Here is an 18,343-nt window from a genome sequence, read left to right on the forward strand (position 1 = left end):
AGAAAGGATCAGGCGCCTATGACGAATGGCTTCCGGGCGACGTTTCTTCGGGCGACTGTTTGGGCGGAACATTGCCGTTCTGCTCAACACGATCGCGATGGAGCGCCGCACGGGCGAGCAGCATGAAGGTGACCGGCGTCGTCACCGTCACGAACACCCCGATCAGCAGTTCATGGATGACGAGCGATTGCGTCAAGGCCGAGAAGAAGATCATCGACGCGATCATGATCGCACCGATGCCGCCGCTGGTGCCCAATGTGGGCGCGTGGATACGCTCGTAGAACGTTCCAAGCCGCAAGAAGCCGATGGCGCCGACCAGGGTAAAGAAGGCGCCGACGATGAGAAGCCCACCGACGGGGATTGCCGCCCATAGAGGCATGCTTTCAAAGGGCGTGCTCACTCGATCACCTCCCCGCGCATCAGGAATTTCGCCAGCGCAACGGTCGCGACAAAGCCGAGCATGCCGATCACGAGCGCCGCCTCGAAATAGACGACGCGCCCGGTGCCGATGCCAAAGGTCAGCAGGAGCAGCATGGCGTTGACGTAGAGTGTGTCGAGCGCGATGATGCGATCCTGCGCGCGCGGTCCGCGAAACATACGAATGGAAGCAATCGCCATCGCGGCCACGATCATCACCTGTGCGATTGCAACGGACATCTGGATGATGGTGGCGCTCATGCGAATATCTCCATCAGCAAGCTTTCATAGCGATTGGCGACCGTATCGCGCCATGCCGCCTCGTTCTCGAGGTCAAGGACGTGCAGCAGCACGGTATTGTCGTTGGAATCATATTCCAGCCATGCGGAGCCCGGGGTGCTGGTCAGGATGATGGCGAGCAGCGCAAGCGAAATCTGATCCCTGACCCTCAACTCAAGGACCACGAAGCCCGGCGTGGCGGTGCGCGACCGTCCCCTCAGGATGATCCATGCCACCTGAAGATTGGATTTCAGGACGTCGAAGACGACCCGGAAGAACAGCTTGGGCAGCAGATACCATTTCCGCAGCCGAGGCTTTCTGGGCCGCAGCGACGCCATGCCCCAGGAGGCAAAGACTGCAACGACAATGCCGAGGATCAACTGGCCAAGCGTGAAGCCGTTCAGCAGCAGCCACATCAGGATCAAGCTCAGCGCCAGAAGCGGATAAGGCAACATCACAGGCCTCCCGCTTTGCTTGCCTCGACCGCGGCGGTAGCCGGCGCGACAACAGCGTTGCGAACCGCATCCACGTAGACGCTCGGATCGCTAAGGGTGCGAATGGTCGCGTCCATGTACCGCATGACAGGGCCGGCCCAGATGGTCAGTGCCAGCGTCAATGCGAGCAGGCCCATCACCGGAAATATCTCGATGACGAGCACGCGTGGAACCGTGCCCTCCAGCGAACTCCAGAATGTGCGTATGCCGGCGCGCGTCATGGAGATCAGGGCTGCAATGCCGGAGAGGATGACGAGCAGGATCAGCGTCCAGACGGCAGCGCTCGGAGGAATACCGATCGCGCCGGTTCCCATCATGGCCGAAAGCATGGCAAACTTGGCGACGAAACCCGAAAGCGGCGGCAGGCCGGCAAGCAGGATGCCGCAGGCGGCAAAGCAGATACCGAGCATGGCCATGGTGCCCGGCATGGTGACGCCCTCGCCTTCCGCCGGCTCCTTCTCCTCTGCATCGCCATACGCCTCCATGGTGACGGCGAGAACGCTGGCGCCGGCATCCTGTCCGCGCTCCACGAGCTCGATCAGCATGAAGAAGGCGCTGATCGTCAGGGTCGAGCTGACGAGATACATCAAGGCACCGGCTGAAATCGAGCCGTCGTTGATGCCGATCACCGTGAGCAGGGTACCGGACGAGACGAGCACCGCAAAGCCGGCCAGCCGGCCGAGCGCCTGCGACGCCAGCACGCCGACGGTTCCGAAAATCAGCGTCGCCATGCCGCCATAAAGAAGCACGGGCGCGCCGAATCCTGCGGAAGGCCCGGTGCTGAACAGGAGCATCGTCAGCCGCAGAATGACATAGATGCCGAGCTTGCTCAGAATGGCGAATATGCCCGCGACCGGCGCCGACGCCGCGCTATAGGCCGTCGGCAGCCAGAAGCAGAGCGGCCACATGCCGGCCTTGATGAGGAAAGCAATGCCGAGCACGCCGGCGCCCGCCTGCATGAGCATACGGCGATCGGCGGACATTTCCGGAATACGGACTGCGAGATCCGCCATGTTCAGCGTTCCCGTCGTACCATAGATCAGGCTGACGCCGATGAGAAAGAGCAGCGCCGCCGCGAGGTTGACGGCAATGTAGTGCATGCCCGCCTTGACCCTGAGCGGCCCGGAGCCATGCAGGAGCAGGCCGTAGGACGCCGCCAGCATGACCTCGAAGAAGACAAAGAGGTTGAAGAGGTCGCCGGTCAGGAACGCGCCGTTGACGCCCATCAGCAGCAGCTGGAACATGGTGTGAAAATGCGCCCCGACCGCGTGCCAGCGCGCCAGCGAGAAGATCAGCGCGGCGACGGCGACGATGGACGTCAGCAGCAGCATGAGCGCCGAAAGCCCGTCGAGCACGAGCACGATGCCGAAGGGGGCGCTCCAGTTTCCAAGCAGATAGGCGCGCTCCTGGCCCGCCGATCCGCCTTCCGTGCGGAAGAGCGCGAGCGCGATGACCACCAGCAGGAGCGTGGCGGCCAGGCTCACGAGCGCCTTCAGCGTGCGCGAGCGCTCGTCGATGAACAGAAGCAGCGCGGCCGCAATCAGCGGAACGAGGATCGGCGCGATGATGAGGTGATGCGACCAGCCCGTCATTTACGGTCGTTCCTTCCATCCACATGGTCCGTGCCGGTCAGGCCGCGCGAGGCCAGCAGGACGACGAGGAACAGGGCCGTTGTCGCGAAGCCGATGACGATCGCCGTCAGCACCAGGGCCTGCGGCACCGGATCTGCAAGCGCACGCGTCGCGGTGCCGTCGCCAAGCAGCGGCGGCACGTTTGTCTTCACGCCACCCACTCCGAAGATGAAGAGATTGACCGCGTAGGACAGAAGCGACAGCCCGATGATGACCTGATAGGTGCGCGGGCGCAGGATCAGCCAGACACCACAGGCCGTCATCACACCGATCGCAATGGACAAGATGAGTTCCATCAATCCCCCTTTGCCTTGTCCGCATCGAGCGCGCGCAGACGGTTGATGCGGATCGACTGGTGCGCGAGGGCCACAAGGATCAGAACCGTGGAGCCGACCACGAGCATGAAGACGCCAAGATCGAAAAGCAGGGCGCTGGCGGCCGGCACCTTGCCGATCAACGGGACGTCCAGATACTGGAAATGCGACGTCAGGAACGGATAGCCGAAGAACCACGCCCCGATACCCGTTGCCGTCGCCACCAGAAGCCCGGCTCCCATCCATCGCAGCGGCAGGATACGGATGCGATCCTCCGCCCAGCGCGTACCGCCGGCCAGATATTGCAGCAGGAAGCCGATCGAAAGCGTCAAGCCGGCCGAGAAGCCGCCGCCGGGGGCGTCATGCCCGCGCATGAAGATATAGACCGAAAGCGCAATCACGAACGGGAACATCCACTGCATGATGACGGAAGGCACCAGCAGATAGTCGCGCACTGTATCGCCGGCGGACCGCTCCGGCCGTTCCTCGTCGAAGCGGTTCTGAATCCGCTGCTGCTCCGGCATCTCCATGCTGTCAGGAGCCGGACGGAAACGGCGTAGCAGCGCATAGACAGTCAATGCGACGACGCCGAGGACCGCGATTTCGCCCAGAGTGTCGAAGCCGCGGAAATCGACCAGGATCACGTTGACGACGTTGCGGCCGCCACCCTTCGAATAGGCGTTTTCGAGGAAATAATTCGCAATGGCGTCCGGCACCGGCATGGTCATGACGGCGTAGGAGATAAACATCATGCCAACGCCGCAGATGACGGCCAGCGCAAGATCGCGAAAGCGGCGGAAGCGAGCGCGCAGGTTGACCGTATCGTCGATCCCCTCATTCCGCTTCGGCAACCAGCGCAACCCCAGCAGAATGAGAACCGTCGTGACGATCTCCACGAGAAGCTGCGTGATGGCAAGATCGGGCGCGGAAAGCCAGATGAACGTCATGCAGACGACGAGCCCGACGCCGCCGAGCATCACCAGGGCGGCGAGCCGGTGGTATTTGGCAAAGAAGGCGGTGCCGATCGCCAGGCAGATGCCGATCGCCCAGATCGCCGCGAAGACGGGGTCCGCCCCCGAAAACGCAAAATGCGTCGCCTCGAAGCCGGAGAGATAGAGAGGAAGCAGCCCTGCCGCAAAGCCGGTGACGACAACCCAGCGAAGCTGCGGCTGCAGCTTGCGCGTGCCGATCCGCTTTTCCGCGATTCGGGCCCAGTGCCAGGAGACTTCCACCAGCACCCGCTCGAAGATGCGCTGCCCCTTCAGCCGGCGGAAAATGGGTGGCCCGTCCTCGCATCGACCCAGATAATCCTTGAAAGCAAAGTAGAAAACGGTTCCGCCGACCAATGCGATGATGCTCATGACCAGCGGCAGATTGAAGCCGTGCCAAAGCGAGAGGCTGTATTGCGGCGTATCAGCGTGCAGGACGCTGACGACGGCTGCCTGCAGGAAGGGCGCGACCGACAGGGCCGGGGCGATGCCGACGACGAGGCAGACGACGACCAGGAGCTCGATCGGGAAGCGCATCCAGCGCGGCGGCTCATGCGGCTTGGCGATCGGCAAATCGGTCGGCGGCGGCCCGAAGAAGACCGTCTGGATGAAGCGCAGGGAATAGGCGACGCTGAATGCGCTCGCCAGCGTCGCCACGTAGGGGAGCATGCGGTCGAGAACGGAATCGGCGTGGGTCTCTATGGCCTCGGCAAAGAACATTTCCTTCGACAGGAAGCCGTTGAGCAACGGAACGCCGGCCATGGCCGCGCTCGCGACGATCGCAAGCGCCCCGGTGAACGGCATGTAGCGGAAGAGGCCGCTCAAACGGCGCATGTCGCGGGTGCCCGTCTCGTGATCGATGATGCCGGCCGCCATGAACAGCGACGCCTTGAAGGTCGCGTGGTTCAGCATATGGAAGATGGCGGCGACTGTGGCGAGCGGGCTTCCGAGGCTGAGCAAGGTGGTGATGAGACCGAGATGGCTGATCGTCGAATAGGCGAGCAGGCCCTTCAGGTCCTGCTGGAACATCGCGAAGTAGGCGCCCAGCAGCAGCGTGATGATGCCGGCGGCGCCAACGATATAGAACCACTCGTCCGTGCCGGCGAGAACCGGCCAGAAGCGGGCAAGCAGGAAGACCCCGGCCTTCACCAGCGTCGCCGAATGCAGATAGGCCGAGACGGGCGTCGGCGCCGCCATGGCGTTCGGAAGCCAGAAATGAAAGGGGAATTGCGCACTCTTCGTCAGCGCTCCCAGCAGGATGAGGATCAGCGCAGGCAGGTAGAGCGGGTGGTTGCGGATGACGTCTCCCGAGGCCAGGATCTTGTCCAGATCGTAGCTGCCGACGATGTGGCCGAGCAGGATCAATCCGATCAGCAGGCAGAAACCGCCGATCCCCGTGATCGTCAGCGCCATGCGGGCACCATCGCGCGCGGCGGCGGTGTTGTGCCAATAGCTGATCAGCAGGAAGGAAAAGATGCTCGTCAGCTCCCAGAATATCGAGAGCAGGATGACATTGCCCGAAAGCACGATGCCGAGCATCGCTCCCATGAAGGCAAGCAGGAAGGAAAAGAAACGGGGAACCGGATCTTCTTCCGACATATAGTAGCGGGCATAGACGATGACGAGAAAGCCGATGGCGGTAATGACGAGCGAAAACAGCCAGGCGAAGCCATCCAGCCGGAGACTGAAATCGAGCCCGAGCTGCGGCAGCCACTCTATGCTATAACGGACGACGCCACCGTCCTTGACGGCGGGATAGAAGCTCGCTGAAATCAGCAGCGCCAGAAATGTGGTCGTCCCGGCGATCCAGGCCGGACCACGCCGAGACTGTGTGCGCAACAGGCATACGGAAAGAAGACTTCCGATAAACGGCAGAGCCAAAAGTGCCAGAATGAAAACAGGCCCGCTGGTTATCCCAAAACGTCGTTCCTTCGCTTGGCCGGCTTCGGTCAGACTGCCATAATGGCACCCCCTAGAAAACCGTCGAATTATGTCCTATATGATAGATATCGCCCAATATGGGCAGCTTTGAACCCGGCGTCAAGGTGAAATGGCGATGATTTTGACACCAGCGCTCTGCCGAGCAGCCCGCGGCTTCCTTGATTGGACGCAGATGGACCTTGCCGACCGCTCGGGCGTATCGCGCAGCACGATCCGCGACTATGAGGGCAATCGCCACAGCCTGCATCGGGCCACGGAAGCCCAGCTTCGGCAGGCGCTCGAGACGGGAGGCATCGCCTTCTTCCGTATCGACGGACATGAGATCGGCATCTGCACCAAGGCTCTTCCCGTTGCGGCCCCTGCGCCGAAGCATACCGAAAGCTGCGAGATCATCGCCTCTTCCGCCGAGCGAGGGCATACGGCCTCTTCGAAAACGGGACAGTAGCATCGAATATGGCTGCCGGCTCACCGGCGGCGGATGCTCCACCGCTCGCGAGAAGGTGAACGGACGAGCCCTCAAATCAGCCATATTCCAGCCGATCAAACCTCCGCGCCGCATCCCCCAGACGACCGGAGAAACATATGTCCACCACCACCGAAGCCTCGGCAACCGTATCGACGACCCGATACCGGCCATCGCAACGGATCCTGCATTGGCTCATGGCCATCGTCATCATCTCGGCGCTCGTCATCGGCCTCTATTGTTCGTACCTCACGCCGGGCGTCCCCTTGCGCCGAGCCCTCCTCGACGTGCATAAATCGCTCGGCATGACGGCGCTCGTCCTCATCGCAATCCGCCTGCCGCTCAGGCTCTCGCTTGGCGAGCCCGCCTATCGGCGGCCGCTTGACGTCTTCAACCACTATGCCGCCCGCGGCGCGCATATCCTGCTCTACGCCCTGATGCTCCTGATGCCGCTTGCCGGCTACACCACCTCCGCCGCCGGCGGTCACGATCTGCCGTGGTTCGGCCTCTTCCAATGGCCCAATCTGCTGCCGCTCGACAAAGGGCTGGAGAGAACAGCCGCCGAAATTCATGAATATGGCGCCTATTGCCTGTACGCCGTTGTCAGCCTTCATATCCTGGCGGCCCTCTGGCACCATTTTTTCCGCAAGGATGAGGTGCTGCAGCGCATGCTGTAGCAGGCATTTGTATCGCAGACAGATCGACCTGCTATCGCATACCGAGACGAGCCAGGGTGAGGCGCGATTGTTCGGAGAGCGCCTCGTTTTTCCCACCCCGATAGTAGCTCAAGGCAATGACGGCGGCATAGAGTGCCCATCCTTCCGCGCGAAGCCAATCGGCATCGCCAACACCGCAAGCATCGCGAAATGCCTCACGAGCGGAAGGGTCGACCCAGGTCCACGCGGCGGCATAGTCGGCAGCCGGATCGCCGACGGCACAAAGACCCCAGTCGATGACCCCGGTCAGCAGTCCACCTCTGGCGATCAGATTATCCGCCTTGATATCGCCGTGCAGCCAAACCGGCGGGCCGCGGTGAACGGTGGCACAGGCCCGCTTCCAAAGCCTGATCGCTGCATCCGCATCAATTTCATCCGCAAGAATGTCGATGGCGGGAAGCGTGACCGACGACAGGGCTTCCAGCTTCACGCCCCGACGATGGTTGCTTTCTCCCGCCAGCGGCGCGCCCTCCGTTTCCACGAGATGCAGGCCGTTCAGGAAGTTCGCAAGCGCAAGCGCTGCCGCAAGCGGATCGGCAATATTTCGCGGCGAGGCAATATCGCCTTCCATCCAGTCGAAAATGCCGAAATCGCCTTTCAAGCCAAAATCGAAGCTCCCACGAAAACGCAGTCGCGGCACTTCGAGCGGCAGCTCTGCAAAGCGAGGCAGCCAATCGAGTTCCTTGGAAATCAGATTGGCCGCGGTCTCGCGGCGGGGAAGACGCAGCAGCAGTTCCTCTCCCAATCGATAGATCGCGTTGTCCGTGCCCGAAGAGACAAGGCGGCGAATGGGAAGATCGGCCCATTGCGGCGTCACCTGCAAAAGCAGGCGCCGGATCGCGGAGTCTTCCAAAACGATATCATCAAGCATCATCGAGCCAATCAGCCGTCTGTTGTTGCAGGAGGCTGACGATCTCCTCCGTCGGGCGCACATCGCCAAAGCTGCGGTAGATATTGTGCAGTGCGGCGTTGTGATCGCAGTCGCGTCTTGCTGCGGCGGCGTCAGCCACGAAGATCACTCGAAAACCGGACGCGAAGGCATCTCTTGCTGACGACTCACAGCATATGTTCGTCAGCGTACCGGTGATGATCACCGTGTCGATGTCCCGTGCTCCCAGCATGCGCGGCAAATCGCAGGAGCCCGGAAAGAAGGCGCTATAGGTGAATTTTTCCAGAAGGAGGTCGCCCGGAGCCCGATGAAGACCTGACCAGATTCTCTCCGCGATCGGTCCTGATCCCCCCGATGTCCGGAACAGCTCTGCGATATCCCGGCCATAGAACTCCTCGGCCAAAGCGGGATGAAGCTGCACGGAACCCGGCACGACCCAGGAGACAAGACCGCCGCCTGCCCGAACGGTATCGGCCAGCCGCTCGATATTCGGCACGATTCCCCGGCAATATCCGCTCTCCGCGACAAAGAACGGGATCATGTCGATGACGACCAATGCGGTCCGGCGCGGTGCAATTCGCTCGAAAGCAAATCGCCGGCCTCGCCTTTGCTCCTGCCGCGCATATTCGCGAGGTTCGATAAGCCAATTATGCAATTTCGGCGACGGGCCTTCAGGCTCTGTCGTTGTCGCAACCTCGTGATTCAAAGCCATCCCACCACCATTGACGCTGAAGCCTGCGACTCCTCGCAGCAATGGTCGGGTGGTTGGAACCGGCTGTCAATCCGTTGAGCCGACAGCCTCCTGCCCTTGCCATCGAAGCCGGTGGGTGCGGCCAGCTTTCGGATCGAACTGAAAGCCCAACGTCTCCCAGAATAAGGCCGCGCCGGCATCGTCCGTATTGACTGTCACGATTGTTCCATTCGCAATCGACCGGCTCAGGAGCGTCATCGTCAGTTGACGACCGATGCCATGGCGCCGGTGGGATGGACGAATGTAGAAGCGGCGCATGCGCATGGCGGACGTCATGCCGGGATCGACCGTCAGTCCGCCGATCCCGGCAAGATCGCCATTCACCCGGGCAGCGACAAGGGCCTCATGCACTCCGGTGAACCGCTGCCTGCCACTCTCCCATTCGGCATGCAACCTCTCGACAAACTGCTTGCCCTCGCGGGCGGCATCGCGGCGCAGCATCTCAAAATCGTACGGAAGATCGACGGCAATCTCTTCGAATTGGAGATCCTGTCCGAACCGCATCCTCGTTCTCCCCCGTTTCAAGCCGAAGAGCAAAAGCGTCAGTCGGCCGCCAAGCCCAGCTGAGGCTCGCCGATTTCTACCGCATGGCCGTCAGGATCATAGAAGCGGAACACGCGCTGCCCCCATTCCTGTCTCTCGACGGGATGAATGAGGTCCACATGCGGTGCGATCGCCTCGAACGCTGCATCCACGTCCTCATGTTCGAAATAGAGAAGAATGTTTCCGCGGCCATATCGCTCAGATGTCTCATCGCTTTTCTTCCAGATCGTTCGTTCCAGCGATTTGCCGTCGTGAATCGCAAAGCCGGTGTCGAAGAGCACGAAGTTGCCGAAGTCGTGCACAATCCCGAGGCCAAGCAGCTCACTGTAAAATGCCTTCGAGCGGGCAATGTCGGTCACGAAAGGAATGGGATTGACGAAGCGCATCACCAAAATCTCGTCCAATGGGGAGGATGAACCGGGAGAGAAACAACCTATAAACGACTTCGATACACCTCAACACCAGAAGCGATACAGGAAAGATGATCTTCATCGTATCGCGCAACCGGAGGGTCAATCCGTGACGGAAACCGCGCGCACCATGATTGTCATCGACTCGGCAGAATCCCGCTTTCAATTGCGGGCGGGCGCCTTGATCCGCTCCAGCGATCATATCCTCATTCATCGCGCGGTCGGAGAGACGTTCTGGTCTCTGCCCGGCGGCCGGGTGGAGTTTCACGAGGCCGGCGCCGAAACGCTGGCCCGCGAGATCGAGGAGGAAATCGGCTGCAAGGCGGCTGTCGGCCCCTTGCGCTTCATCATCGAAAACTTCTTCGAACTTTCCGGCCGGCGCGTTCACGAAGTCGGCTTCTACTATGAGGCGGAGCTGTCGCAACCGCTCCTGTTTCACGCAACGGAAATCGTGCATCGGGTGAAAGACGGAAATGCCGACCTCGAATTTCGCTGGGCACCCGCCACACGGGCTGCGCTCGACCGGTTTGAGTTGGTGCCGCCGACCTTACGCGATCTGGTCGAGGCCGGGCCCGAGGGCATTCGGCATTTCGTGCGTCGGGACGTGGTCTGAGCGCGACAGACCGGGCACAGCAAAAACCGTTCCAAAGATCGGAATTCTTTAAGATTATCTTCTTTGCCTTTGGGGCGGATGGATTCTAGCGTGCCTCAATCCACGATTGGCAGCTCGCATCTGCCTCGATAACAAGACTAGCTTGAAAGAGGAAACCCCGTTGACCCCTCACACCTCGCCGTCGGGCATCGAAACATCGTTGCCGACGCTCGATATCTCCCGATTCTACGCCTCGCCCGCAGAACGCCAGGCATTCGTCGCAGAGCTTCGTACGGTGCTATACGATCATGGTTTCTTCTATCTGACGGGCCACGGTGTCGATCCTGAACTGATCAGAGGCGTCGTCGCGACGGCGAAGCGCTTTTTCGCCTTGCCGATGGAAGAGAAACTCAAGATCGAGATGGTGAAGTCGCCGCATTTTCGTGGCTACAACCGCGCCGGACAGGAGCGTACCCGCGGCGAGCAGGATTGGCGCGAGCAGCTCGACATCAACACCGAAAGCGCACCTTTCGAGATCGGCCCGGACACACCGGCCTGGCGGCGGCTACAGGGGCCGAACCAGTGGCCGGAAGCATTGCCCGAACTCAAGCCGCTGCTGCTTGCTTATCAAGCAGAGGTGACGCGCATCGGCATCGACGTTCTGAAGGCGATCGCCGCGGCGCTCGGCCAGGATGAAAACGTCTTTGCCGACATATACGAGCCGCAAGCCTCGCAGCTTCTCAAGATCATCCGCTATCCGGGTCGCGACGTCGCCGAAACGGACCAGGGTGTCGGCGCCCACAAGGACGGCGGCTTCGTCACCGTGCTGCTGCAGGATACGACACCCGGCCTGCGCGTGCGCACGGAAGATGGCGTCTGGATCGCCGCGCCGCCGGTTCCCGGCACCTTCATCATCAACACCGGGGAATTGCTCGAGCTTGCGACAAACGGCTTCGTGCGCGCCGACGTGCATGATGTCATCGCGCCGCCTGCCGGTGTCGAGCGGTTTTCCGTTGCCTTCTTCCTGGGCTCCCGGCCGGACGCCACGATTCCCGTCATCGAACTGCCGGACGATCTGAAGCGCGCCGAGCGCGGCATCTCGGTCGATCCGCTCAATCCGATCTTCCGCGACGTCGGCCAGAACCAGCTCAAGAGCCGGTTGCGGTCGCACCCGGATGTCGCCCGCGCCCACTATGCGGATCTCCTGGCATCGGAACAAGCAGCGACGGCTGGCTGACGGCCTAGGCCCCGACAAGGTGGTTCATATCCACCACCTTGTCGGCCTCGGTGATTACCGAACGCCTGTGAGTGATCGCAAGGACGGTGACATCGCGGGCAAGCATGCGAATGTGCTCCATGATGTCACGCTCCGTCACTTCATCGAGAGCCGAACTCGCCTCGTCGAGAAAGAGGATGGCGGGGTTGCCGTAGAGGGCACGAGCAATCGCGATGCGCTGGCGCTCGCCGCCGGAAAGCTTCAAGCCGCGCTCGCCAACCGTCGTTTCCAACCCCTCGGGCAAAGCATCGATAAAGGGAAGAATCGCTGCCTTCTCGGTAGCAAGCCGTAACCGTCCTTCATCTCTCGGCCGACCCAGCAGAATGTTCTCCGCAAGGCTCTCGTTCAGCAGAATGGCGTCCTGCGGCACGACGGCGACGGCCGAATACCAATCGGCACGGTCGATCGACGCAAGATCGATACCGTCGATGGAGATATGTCCGGAATCCGGTTCTATCGATTTCAGCATCAGCTTGAAGATCGTCGACTTGCCCGAACCGGTTTCGCCGACCAGAAACGTGATACCCCCACGCTCCGCTTCGAAGCTGACATCCGCCACGCCACGACCATTGTCGTAAGCATGGCTGACACGCTCCAATACCAGCCGGCCTTTCTCAATCGCCAGCGATGTCGATTGCGAAATCTGCCGCTCTTCCGGTGCTTGCCACATCCGTGCCAGCGGTGCGAACGTTGCGCGGGAACGAGCCAGATCGTCGATCGCGTGGGCAATCATATCGAAGGGCATGTTAAGCTGAAGCAACAAGGTATTGAACAGAACGATATCGCCGACCGTCACCTCGCCGGCATTGTAGCGCGGCAGCAGCAACAGGAAGGTCACGGCGAACTGGACCGAAAGCCCCAGTCCCAGCACAGCAATATAGCCAACGCGTTGCAAGACGTAACCCCGCCATGCGTCACGCACCTCCGCCGCCTTGATGGTGAAGCGCCGCTTCATCCAGTCATGACTGCCGAAGTGGCGCAGCGTTTCCATGGCATTCATGGCATTTCCGACGAAACGTGCGTTTTCCTGGCCGGCACTGATCGCCTTGTCCAGGAAAACGCGCGCGCGGCGGACGGAAATCACGGTCAGCGCGATCGTCGCCGCTCCATAGAGCACGACGATCAGGGTTACTTCGATGTTGATGAGCGCACCAAGCGTCAGAAGCGTGAGCAGGATCTGGGTGACGCCGGGAATGAGGACGGCGAGGCCAAGCTGTATGAGCATCGCCAGCGCACCGCTGCCGCCTGCGCTCGCGGTCTGGATCTCGCTCGGATTATACTCGACGAAGAAGGCCGAAGTCTTCGTCAGAATGCGGGCAAAGAAGCGCGTTCTCGTGATGAAGCCGAGATTCTGCGAACTCATGAGCGAAAGATATTGCGCCATATGCTGGAGTGCGGACGCCGCACCCAATAGGACTGCATAGGTCAACAGGCCCAGCACCACTCCCTTGACGGCGCCGTCGTGGGGCAAGCGATCGATAATTCGGGAAAAGACATAGGGTGCGGCGACGCTGCTGATGCTGGAGAGAAATACGACACTGACGCAAACGAAAAGCATCCTGCGATCGGATTTCCAATAGGCGCGCAGGATTTCATTGATGGGCTCAAGGATGCTGGTTTTCTCAGCCATCGAAACAACCTGATCTGTGAAGCCACAAGCCCCGACCGGCACCGGCATAGGGTACGGAGAACTGGCGGAAACTGGAGATTATTCGGAATCGCGGGGCGCAACCTATAAGCGCCAAAAATCTATACTGCAATACTCATGAAATGATATATCAGGCATCTTGAGTCCGGCGTCCCTCAAGAGCACGAAAAGCCGCTCCGAGGGTCGGAGCGGCTTTTCGTGACGACATGACGTCGCGCGGCAATCGCAATGGAGACCGGGCGAGCAAATCTCCGGCTCGCCGCGGATTCGGATGCGTTAATGCTGGCTGCCGGGCACGACGACGCGCATGCCGTCGACGACCTGGCTTGCAAGGATCTGACAGCTCAGACGGCTATTGGCAGCCGGCTCCATGACGAATTCGATCATCGTCGCTTCTTCCTCCGAAGGAGGTGGCAGGAGATCGAGATGGGGTTGCTCGATATAGCAATGACAGGTGCCGCAGGCCAAGGCGCCACCACACTGCGCCACGATACCATCGATGCCGCTCCTGACGGCGACCGCCATCAGCGTCTCGCCATCCTGCGCATGCACACGGGTTTCGCGCCCGGCGGAATCGATAAACACGATTTCACACATACTATTCATATTCTCCCTGCTTTTATCGGTCCGCCTCAAGCGGCAATGAGGCTGATGTCGAGACGCTTCGGGCCGCGCACCGATAGCCCGCGCTTGTAGGCGGGGCTTTCCTCCAGCAGCTCGATGAAGCGGGTGCGCTGCAAGAGCGTCGAGAAAATGATCTCCATGTCCAGCCGGGCCAGATGGTTGCCAAGACAGAAATGGGCGCCGCCGCCGAAGGCCAGATGGCGATTGGGCGTGCGCTCGACATTGAACCGATCGGGTGCTTCGAACTGCTCGGGATCGCGATTGGCCGCGCCATAGAGCAAGCCGACCTTCGTGCCCCTCGGCAGACGCATGCCGGCAATCGTCTTTTCCTCCGTCAGATAACGATGGAAGAACGGCAGCGGCGACTCGAAGCGGAACATTTCCTGAATGGCGGCCGGCATCACGGCCGGCGTCTGCCTGAGCTTGGCCAAGGCATCCGGATACTGCAGGAGGGCATGCATCCCGCTGCCCAGCACATCGATCGTCGAGCCGTGTCCCGCCATCAGGATCAGCATGCAGGTGGAAACCAGCTCGTCCTCCGTCAGCTCGCCGGCGACATGCGCCTCTGTCAGCCGACAGAGAAGATCCTCGCGCGGATTGCGCACGCGATCGGCTATGAGCTCCTTGAGCAGTTCGTAGAATTCCGTCGTCGCGCGTTCGGCGATCGCCTTGCGTTCGGCGCTACGGTCGACGTCGAAATATTGCACGACCTCTTCCGACCACTTGCGCAGCTGTCCGGCATATTCCGCCGGCACGCCCAGAACCGAGCCGATGATGTGGCCCGGAACCTGCGAGGCGAGATCCTCGACGAAATCGATCTTGCCCGCCTGAAGCAGGCGGTCGAGCAGGCGATCGACGAAATCCTGTATCATTCCGCGCTGGCGCGCCACGAGTGCCGGGGTAAATTCACGGAACACCTTGCGGCGCAGCCGGTCATGGGTTTCCCCATCGGAATCGAGCAGGCTGAACTGCACGAAGCGGGAATGGTTCGGCATGTCGTGCCAGTTCTGGCGAACCTTCTGCTCCTCTATCTCCTCGGGAGAGAGAAAGAACTCCAGGGAGCGCACAAGCGTCTTGTCGGCAGCCGCGGCGGCGACATCCTGGTAGCGCGACAGCAGCCACACGTCGAATTGCTCGTAATAGACCGGGCCGGGGTTGGCGCGCAGCTCTCGGTAGGAAGCATAGGGGTCGTCTGCGAACGCTTGCGAGAGCGGGTCAAATGCTGGGGTTGCCGTCGTCACGATCGGGACCTCCTCCATTCTGGTTGATCCCTGACAGAATAAATGACGGAACGGCAGAAAGACATGGATGCAAACCGCAGCTATATGGATAAAACTCTCATCCCCGGATAAGGGCGCCTCGCGATGACCGACGAAACAACCCCAGAAGCCGCGTCTCCCCTGGACGAAGTCTTCTTCCAGACGCCGGGCAGGCTATCGCGCGCCTTTCCCTACGCGCTTCTTGCCGCCGGTCGCCGGGTCTCCATGCCCAACGAGATGCCGATCGCCCAACGGTTCAACCAGCATACGCTGATCCTCACGCTCAACGGAAAAGGCCTGCTCGAGGTCAACGGCCTCTCAAGCTTCCTGCAGGAGGGAACGATCGCCTGGCTGGATTCCTCGATGCTGTATTCTCACCGCTGCGAGCCGCGCCATTCGCACTGGTCCTATCTGTGGCTGGGATTCGTCGGACATGGGCTCGACACCCTGTTCGACAGCCTCGACGTGATGGCGAACCCGGTCTTCGAAATGACGAACCCACGCAATATGGAGGCGCTGTTTGCCGGAATTCTCGACGAAGTGGAGGGAAATGGCTTCCTCGCCGACAGCCGCTGCTTCGCCTTGCTTGCCCAGCTGATTTCCTCGCTGGTATCGGAGCGCGCGGACGGCGGCGACCTCGGCGGCGCCGTGCAGCGCCTGCAGCGCGTGATGGAAATGGTCCGTGCAGACTTGACCCATCCCTGGACCATCGGCGAATTCGCCACCGCCGCCAATCTCAGCCCGGCGCAGTTCTTCCGCCGCTTCCGGCAACGGATGGGAACAACCCCCGTCGATTGGCTGCGCCATGAGCGCATAAATGCCGCAAAGTCGCTGCTGGTCGTGACGGATGCGCAGATCGGCGGCATCGCCGCCAGATGCGGCTACCCGGACCCCTTCCATTTTGCCCGCGACTTCAAGAAGCTGGTCGGCGTCACACCGAGCGAATTCAGGCGGCAGGGACAGAGCGCCCGACCAAGCGGTGCCTGACGGATCAAACAGCCTGTTCATGATCCCACGAGGAAGAAGGCTCGCCCCGATTGGCTCCGGCCATGCGACACGATAAGACTCCGGCCTGGATATGAAGCTACCGGACGCGCATGCCGCGCCTCCACCGGGGATTGAAAAATGACAACCGAACAAAGCGTCCTGCGCGTTTCCATTATCGTGACGTTCGTTCTGGCGGTGGCCGGTATCGTCTTCGGTCTTCTCTCCGGCTCCTACGCGATCGTCTTCGACGGCGTCTATGCGCTGACGGATGCGAGCATGACGATCGTTGCGCTGATCGTCTCCAACCTGATCGTGTCTTCGGCAACGAACGCGGCGGCTGGCGGCAGGTTCGCCAAGCATTTCACCATGGGCTTCTGGCACCTCGAACCCATGGTACTCGGCCTCAACGGCGTCCTTCTGACGGGAGCCGCAGTTTATGCCTTGATCAACGCGATCGGCAGCATCATGGCCGGCGGCCGGCATCTCTCCTTCGACCAGGCCATCATCTACGCGGTGCTGACCATGCTCATCGCCCTCCTGATGGCCGCCTACGGCAGGCGGGCGAACGAGACCCTCAGATCCAATTTCATCGCGCTGGACGTCAAGGCCTGGATCATGACGGGCAGCCTGAGCGGGGCGCTGCTGCTTGCCTTCATCTTCGGCTTCTTCATCCAGGGAACGAGCCTGCAATGGATGTCGCCCTATGTCGACCCGGTTGCGCTCGCTCTGGTCTGCCTCATCGTCATTCCCATGCCGATCGGAACGATCAAGCAGGCTTTTGCCGATATCCTCCTCGTGACCCCTTCGGATCTGAGAGAACACGTCGATCGCGTGGCGACCGACATCGTTCGGCGCCACGATTTTCAATCCTACCGCTCCTATGTCGCACGCGTCGGCCGCGGCAAGCAGATCGAACTCTACTTCATCGTGCCGCCGGATGGACCGGCGAAGAAGCTGGAGGAATGGGACCGCATCCGCGACGAGATCGGCGAGGCGATCGGCGACGAAGGTCCCGACCGCTGGCTGACGATCGCCTTCACGACCGATCCCGAATGGGCCGATTGAGCAGCTGAGCAGGCTAGGCCTCTATATCCGCCAATCCTGGAATACCTCGGCGAGAAAATCGACGAAGCTGCGCACCTTGCGATCCGAGGTGGCCCGCCTCGGAAAAAGCGCGTTGAGCTCGATATCATCGGCACGCTGCCATTGCGGAAGAACGACTTCGAGCTCGCCGCGCGCAAAATGCTGCGGGGCAAGCTGAGGCGATATCAACGCTATGCCCGCACCGGCGGCGGCCTGCCGGATGATGGTCGTCGCCTCGTTGGACATCAGGATCGGCTTGACGACAACCTCGGCCACATCGCCTGATACCTCCTGCAGCCGAAGCGTTGCCAGCTGGGTTGCAGCTCCCATGATCATGACGGCATGCTCCCTCAAATCCTGCGGGCGTTGGGGACGGCCGAACCTGTCGAGATAGGCGGGGCTTGCGGCAAGATGAGCGCGAGACCTTCCAAGCGTGCGTGCGGAATAGCCGGAATCCGAAAGGGAGCTGGTCCTGAGCGCGACATCGAAGCCATGCTCGATCAGATCGAGAGGGTAGTTATCGTAGGTAAGCGCAAGCTGCACTTTCTGATAGCGCTGGCGAAACTCGCCCAGCCTGGGCTCCACGACACTCAGGCCAAGAGTGTAGGGCATGAGGACACGCAGCATCCCCTGCGGCTCTATGCGCACCGCGCGCGCGGTCTGGTCGGCTTCCTCCAGGATCTCCTCAGCCCGGATGCATCGCTCGTAATAGTCGCGCCCGGCGTCGGTGACCCACACACGTCTCGTCGTGCGATAAAGCAATTGAACGCCGAGATCGTCCTCGAGCTGCTTTACGCGCCGGCTCACACTGGTCAAAGGCAGCCGCAATTGCGTCGCAGCGGCCGTGAAACTGCCGCGCTCCACGACGCGGAGGAAAATCTGAATGCTCTCGAGATCGGTGATCATACTCCGCCGTTTCAGCGGGATAATGCTTCCCCGCGCCTGCGTTGGATCCTTCGCCACTGCCTCAATCATATTCTACCATTTTCAGCAATAATATGTCTCAAAAATACGCTATTATCTTTTCCCGCCCATAG

The 18,343-nt window shown here is 61.1% G+C and carries 19 protein-coding genes and 1 pseudogene; 6 read left to right on the forward strand and 14 right to left on the reverse strand.

Annotation, left to right across the window (positions count from 1 at the left end):
- Nucleotides 1–16 precede the first annotated feature (16 nt).
- From mnhG to GR212_RS06255, 6 genes are read right to left on the reverse strand one after another with little or no spacing between them, the layout of a single operon-like run.
- Nucleotides 17–400, reverse strand: a complete 384-nt coding sequence (gene mnhG, locus GR212_RS06230) for a monovalent cation/H(+) antiporter subunit G (protein ID WP_163985589.1) — start codon at nucleotides 398–400, stop codon at nucleotides 17–19.
- Nucleotides 397–678: a K+/H+ antiporter subunit F gene (locus GR212_RS06235; protein ID WP_163985590.1), complete on the reverse strand. Its 282-nt coding sequence runs from the start codon at nucleotides 676–678 to the stop codon at nucleotides 397–399. The genes mnhG and GR212_RS06235 overlap by 4 nt, the downstream gene beginning before the upstream one ends.
- Complete coding sequence (locus GR212_RS06240) at nucleotides 675–1,151, reverse strand: Na+/H+ antiporter subunit E (protein ID WP_163985591.1); 477 nt, start codon at nucleotides 1,149–1,151, stop codon at nucleotides 675–677. Before GR212_RS06240 ends, GR212_RS06235 begins: the two co-directional genes overlap by 4 nt.
- Nucleotides 1,151–2,782 (reverse strand): monovalent cation/H+ antiporter subunit D, encoded by a 1,632-nt coding sequence (locus tag GR212_RS06245; protein ID WP_163985592.1) that lies wholly within the window; start codon nucleotides 2,780–2,782, stop codon nucleotides 1,151–1,153. Before GR212_RS06245 ends, GR212_RS06240 begins: the two co-directional genes overlap by 1 nt.
- Nucleotides 2,779–3,117 (reverse strand): Na+/H+ antiporter subunit C, encoded by a 339-nt coding sequence (locus tag GR212_RS06250; protein WP_163985593.1) that lies wholly within the window; start codon nucleotides 3,115–3,117, stop codon nucleotides 2,779–2,781. The genes GR212_RS06245 and GR212_RS06250 overlap by 4 nt, the downstream gene beginning before the upstream one ends.
- Nucleotides 3,117–6,038, reverse strand: coding sequence for a monovalent cation/H+ antiporter subunit A (locus tag GR212_RS06255; RefSeq protein ID WP_348643451.1), 2,922 nt, complete (start codon nucleotides 6,036–6,038; stop codon nucleotides 3,117–3,119). The genes GR212_RS06250 and GR212_RS06255 overlap by 1 nt, the downstream gene beginning before the upstream one ends.
- A gap of 136 nt (nucleotides 6,039–6,174) precedes the next feature.
- Here GR212_RS06255 and GR212_RS06260 point away from each other — a divergent pair.
- Nucleotides 6,175–6,408, forward strand: a pseudogene (locus GR212_RS06260) (helix-turn-helix transcriptional regulator); the annotation flags it as partial.
- A gap of 239 nt (nucleotides 6,409–6,647) precedes the next feature.
- Nucleotides 6,648–7,205: a cytochrome b gene (locus GR212_RS06265; protein ID WP_163985595.1), complete on the forward strand. Its 558-nt coding sequence runs from the start codon at nucleotides 6,648–6,650 to the stop codon at nucleotides 7,203–7,205.
- A gap of 31 nt (nucleotides 7,206–7,236) precedes the next feature.
- On the opposite strand, the gene GR212_RS06270 is transcribed toward GR212_RS06265, so the two are convergent.
- The 4 genes from GR212_RS06270 to GR212_RS06285 all read right to left on the reverse strand — a co-directional run bounded on the left by GR212_RS06270 (nucleotide 7,237) and on the right by GR212_RS06285 (nucleotide 9,813).
- On the reverse strand, nucleotides 7,237–8,118 hold the full coding sequence (locus tag GR212_RS06270; protein ID WP_163985596.1) for a phosphotransferase: 882 nt from the start codon (nucleotides 8,116–8,118) through the stop codon (nucleotides 7,237–7,239).
- Nucleotides 8,108–8,689: an isochorismatase family cysteine hydrolase gene (locus GR212_RS06275; RefSeq protein WP_246725693.1), complete on the reverse strand. Its 582-nt coding sequence runs from the start codon at nucleotides 8,687–8,689 to the stop codon at nucleotides 8,108–8,110. Before GR212_RS06275 ends, GR212_RS06270 begins: the two co-directional genes overlap by 11 nt.
- 222 nt (nucleotides 8,690–8,911) lie before the next feature.
- Nucleotides 8,912–9,388: a GNAT family N-acetyltransferase gene (locus tag GR212_RS06280; RefSeq protein ID WP_163985598.1), complete on the reverse strand. Its 477-nt coding sequence runs from the start codon at nucleotides 9,386–9,388 to the stop codon at nucleotides 8,912–8,914.
- A gap of 38 nt (nucleotides 9,389–9,426) precedes the next feature.
- Nucleotides 9,427–9,813 carry a VOC family protein gene (locus tag GR212_RS06285; RefSeq protein WP_163985599.1) on the reverse strand — a complete coding sequence of 129 codons (387 nt, stop codon included), beginning with the start codon at nucleotides 9,811–9,813 and terminating at the stop codon, nucleotides 9,427–9,429.
- A 133-nt stretch (nucleotides 9,814–9,946) separates the two neighbouring features.
- Between GR212_RS06285 and GR212_RS06290 the strand changes: the two genes are divergently transcribed.
- Nucleotides 9,947–10,450, forward strand: coding sequence for an NUDIX domain-containing protein (locus GR212_RS06290; RefSeq protein ID WP_163985600.1), 504 nt, complete (start codon nucleotides 9,947–9,949; stop codon nucleotides 10,448–10,450).
- A 160-nt stretch (nucleotides 10,451–10,610) separates the two neighbouring features.
- Nucleotides 10,611–11,666 carry an isopenicillin N synthase family dioxygenase gene (locus GR212_RS06295; protein WP_163985601.1) on the forward strand — a complete coding sequence of 352 codons (1,056 nt, stop codon included), beginning with the start codon at nucleotides 10,611–10,613 and terminating at the stop codon, nucleotides 11,664–11,666.
- A gap of 4 nt (nucleotides 11,667–11,670) precedes the next feature.
- On the opposite strand, the gene GR212_RS06300 is transcribed toward GR212_RS06295, so the two are convergent.
- From GR212_RS06300 to GR212_RS06310, 3 genes are all read right to left on the reverse strand, one after another.
- Nucleotides 11,671–13,335, reverse strand: a complete 1,665-nt coding sequence (locus tag GR212_RS06300; protein WP_163985602.1) for an ABC transporter ATP-binding protein — start codon at nucleotides 13,333–13,335, stop codon at nucleotides 11,671–11,673.
- 294 nt (nucleotides 13,336–13,629) lie between these two features.
- On the reverse strand, nucleotides 13,630–13,950 hold the full coding sequence (locus GR212_RS06305) for a 2Fe-2S iron-sulfur cluster-binding protein (RefSeq protein WP_163985603.1): 321 nt from the start codon (nucleotides 13,948–13,950) through the stop codon (nucleotides 13,630–13,632).
- Between the two features lie 35 nt (nucleotides 13,951–13,985).
- Nucleotides 13,986–15,218: a cytochrome P450 gene (locus GR212_RS06310; RefSeq protein ID WP_348643446.1), complete on the reverse strand. Its 1,233-nt coding sequence runs from the start codon at nucleotides 15,216–15,218 to the stop codon at nucleotides 13,986–13,988.
- Between the two features lie 123 nt (nucleotides 15,219–15,341).
- Here GR212_RS06310 and GR212_RS06315 point away from each other — a divergent pair, with 123 nt between their 5' ends.
- Both GR212_RS06315 and GR212_RS06320 read left to right on the forward strand, forming a co-directional pair.
- Nucleotides 15,342–16,223, forward strand: coding sequence for a helix-turn-helix transcriptional regulator (locus GR212_RS06315; protein ID WP_246725694.1), 882 nt, complete (start codon nucleotides 15,342–15,344; stop codon nucleotides 16,221–16,223).
- 138 nt (nucleotides 16,224–16,361) lie between these two features.
- Nucleotides 16,362–17,288 (forward strand): cation diffusion facilitator family transporter, encoded by a 927-nt coding sequence (locus GR212_RS06320; protein ID WP_163985605.1) that lies wholly within the window; start codon nucleotides 16,362–16,364, stop codon nucleotides 17,286–17,288.
- 21 nt (nucleotides 17,289–17,309) lie between these two features.
- Here GR212_RS06320 and GR212_RS06325 read toward each other — a convergent pair whose 3' ends face one another.
- A complete protein-coding gene (locus tag GR212_RS06325; RefSeq protein ID WP_163985606.1) occupies nucleotides 17,310–18,212 on the reverse strand; it encodes a LysR family transcriptional regulator in 903 nt (300 codons plus the stop codon).
- Between the last annotated feature and the right edge of the window lie 131 nt (nucleotides 18,213–18,343).

Origin of the sequence: Martinezella lusitana (assembly GCF_010668395.1) — a bacterium.
GTDB lineage: Bacteria > Pseudomonadota > Alphaproteobacteria > Rhizobiales > Rhizobiaceae > Rhizobium > Rhizobium lusitanum_A.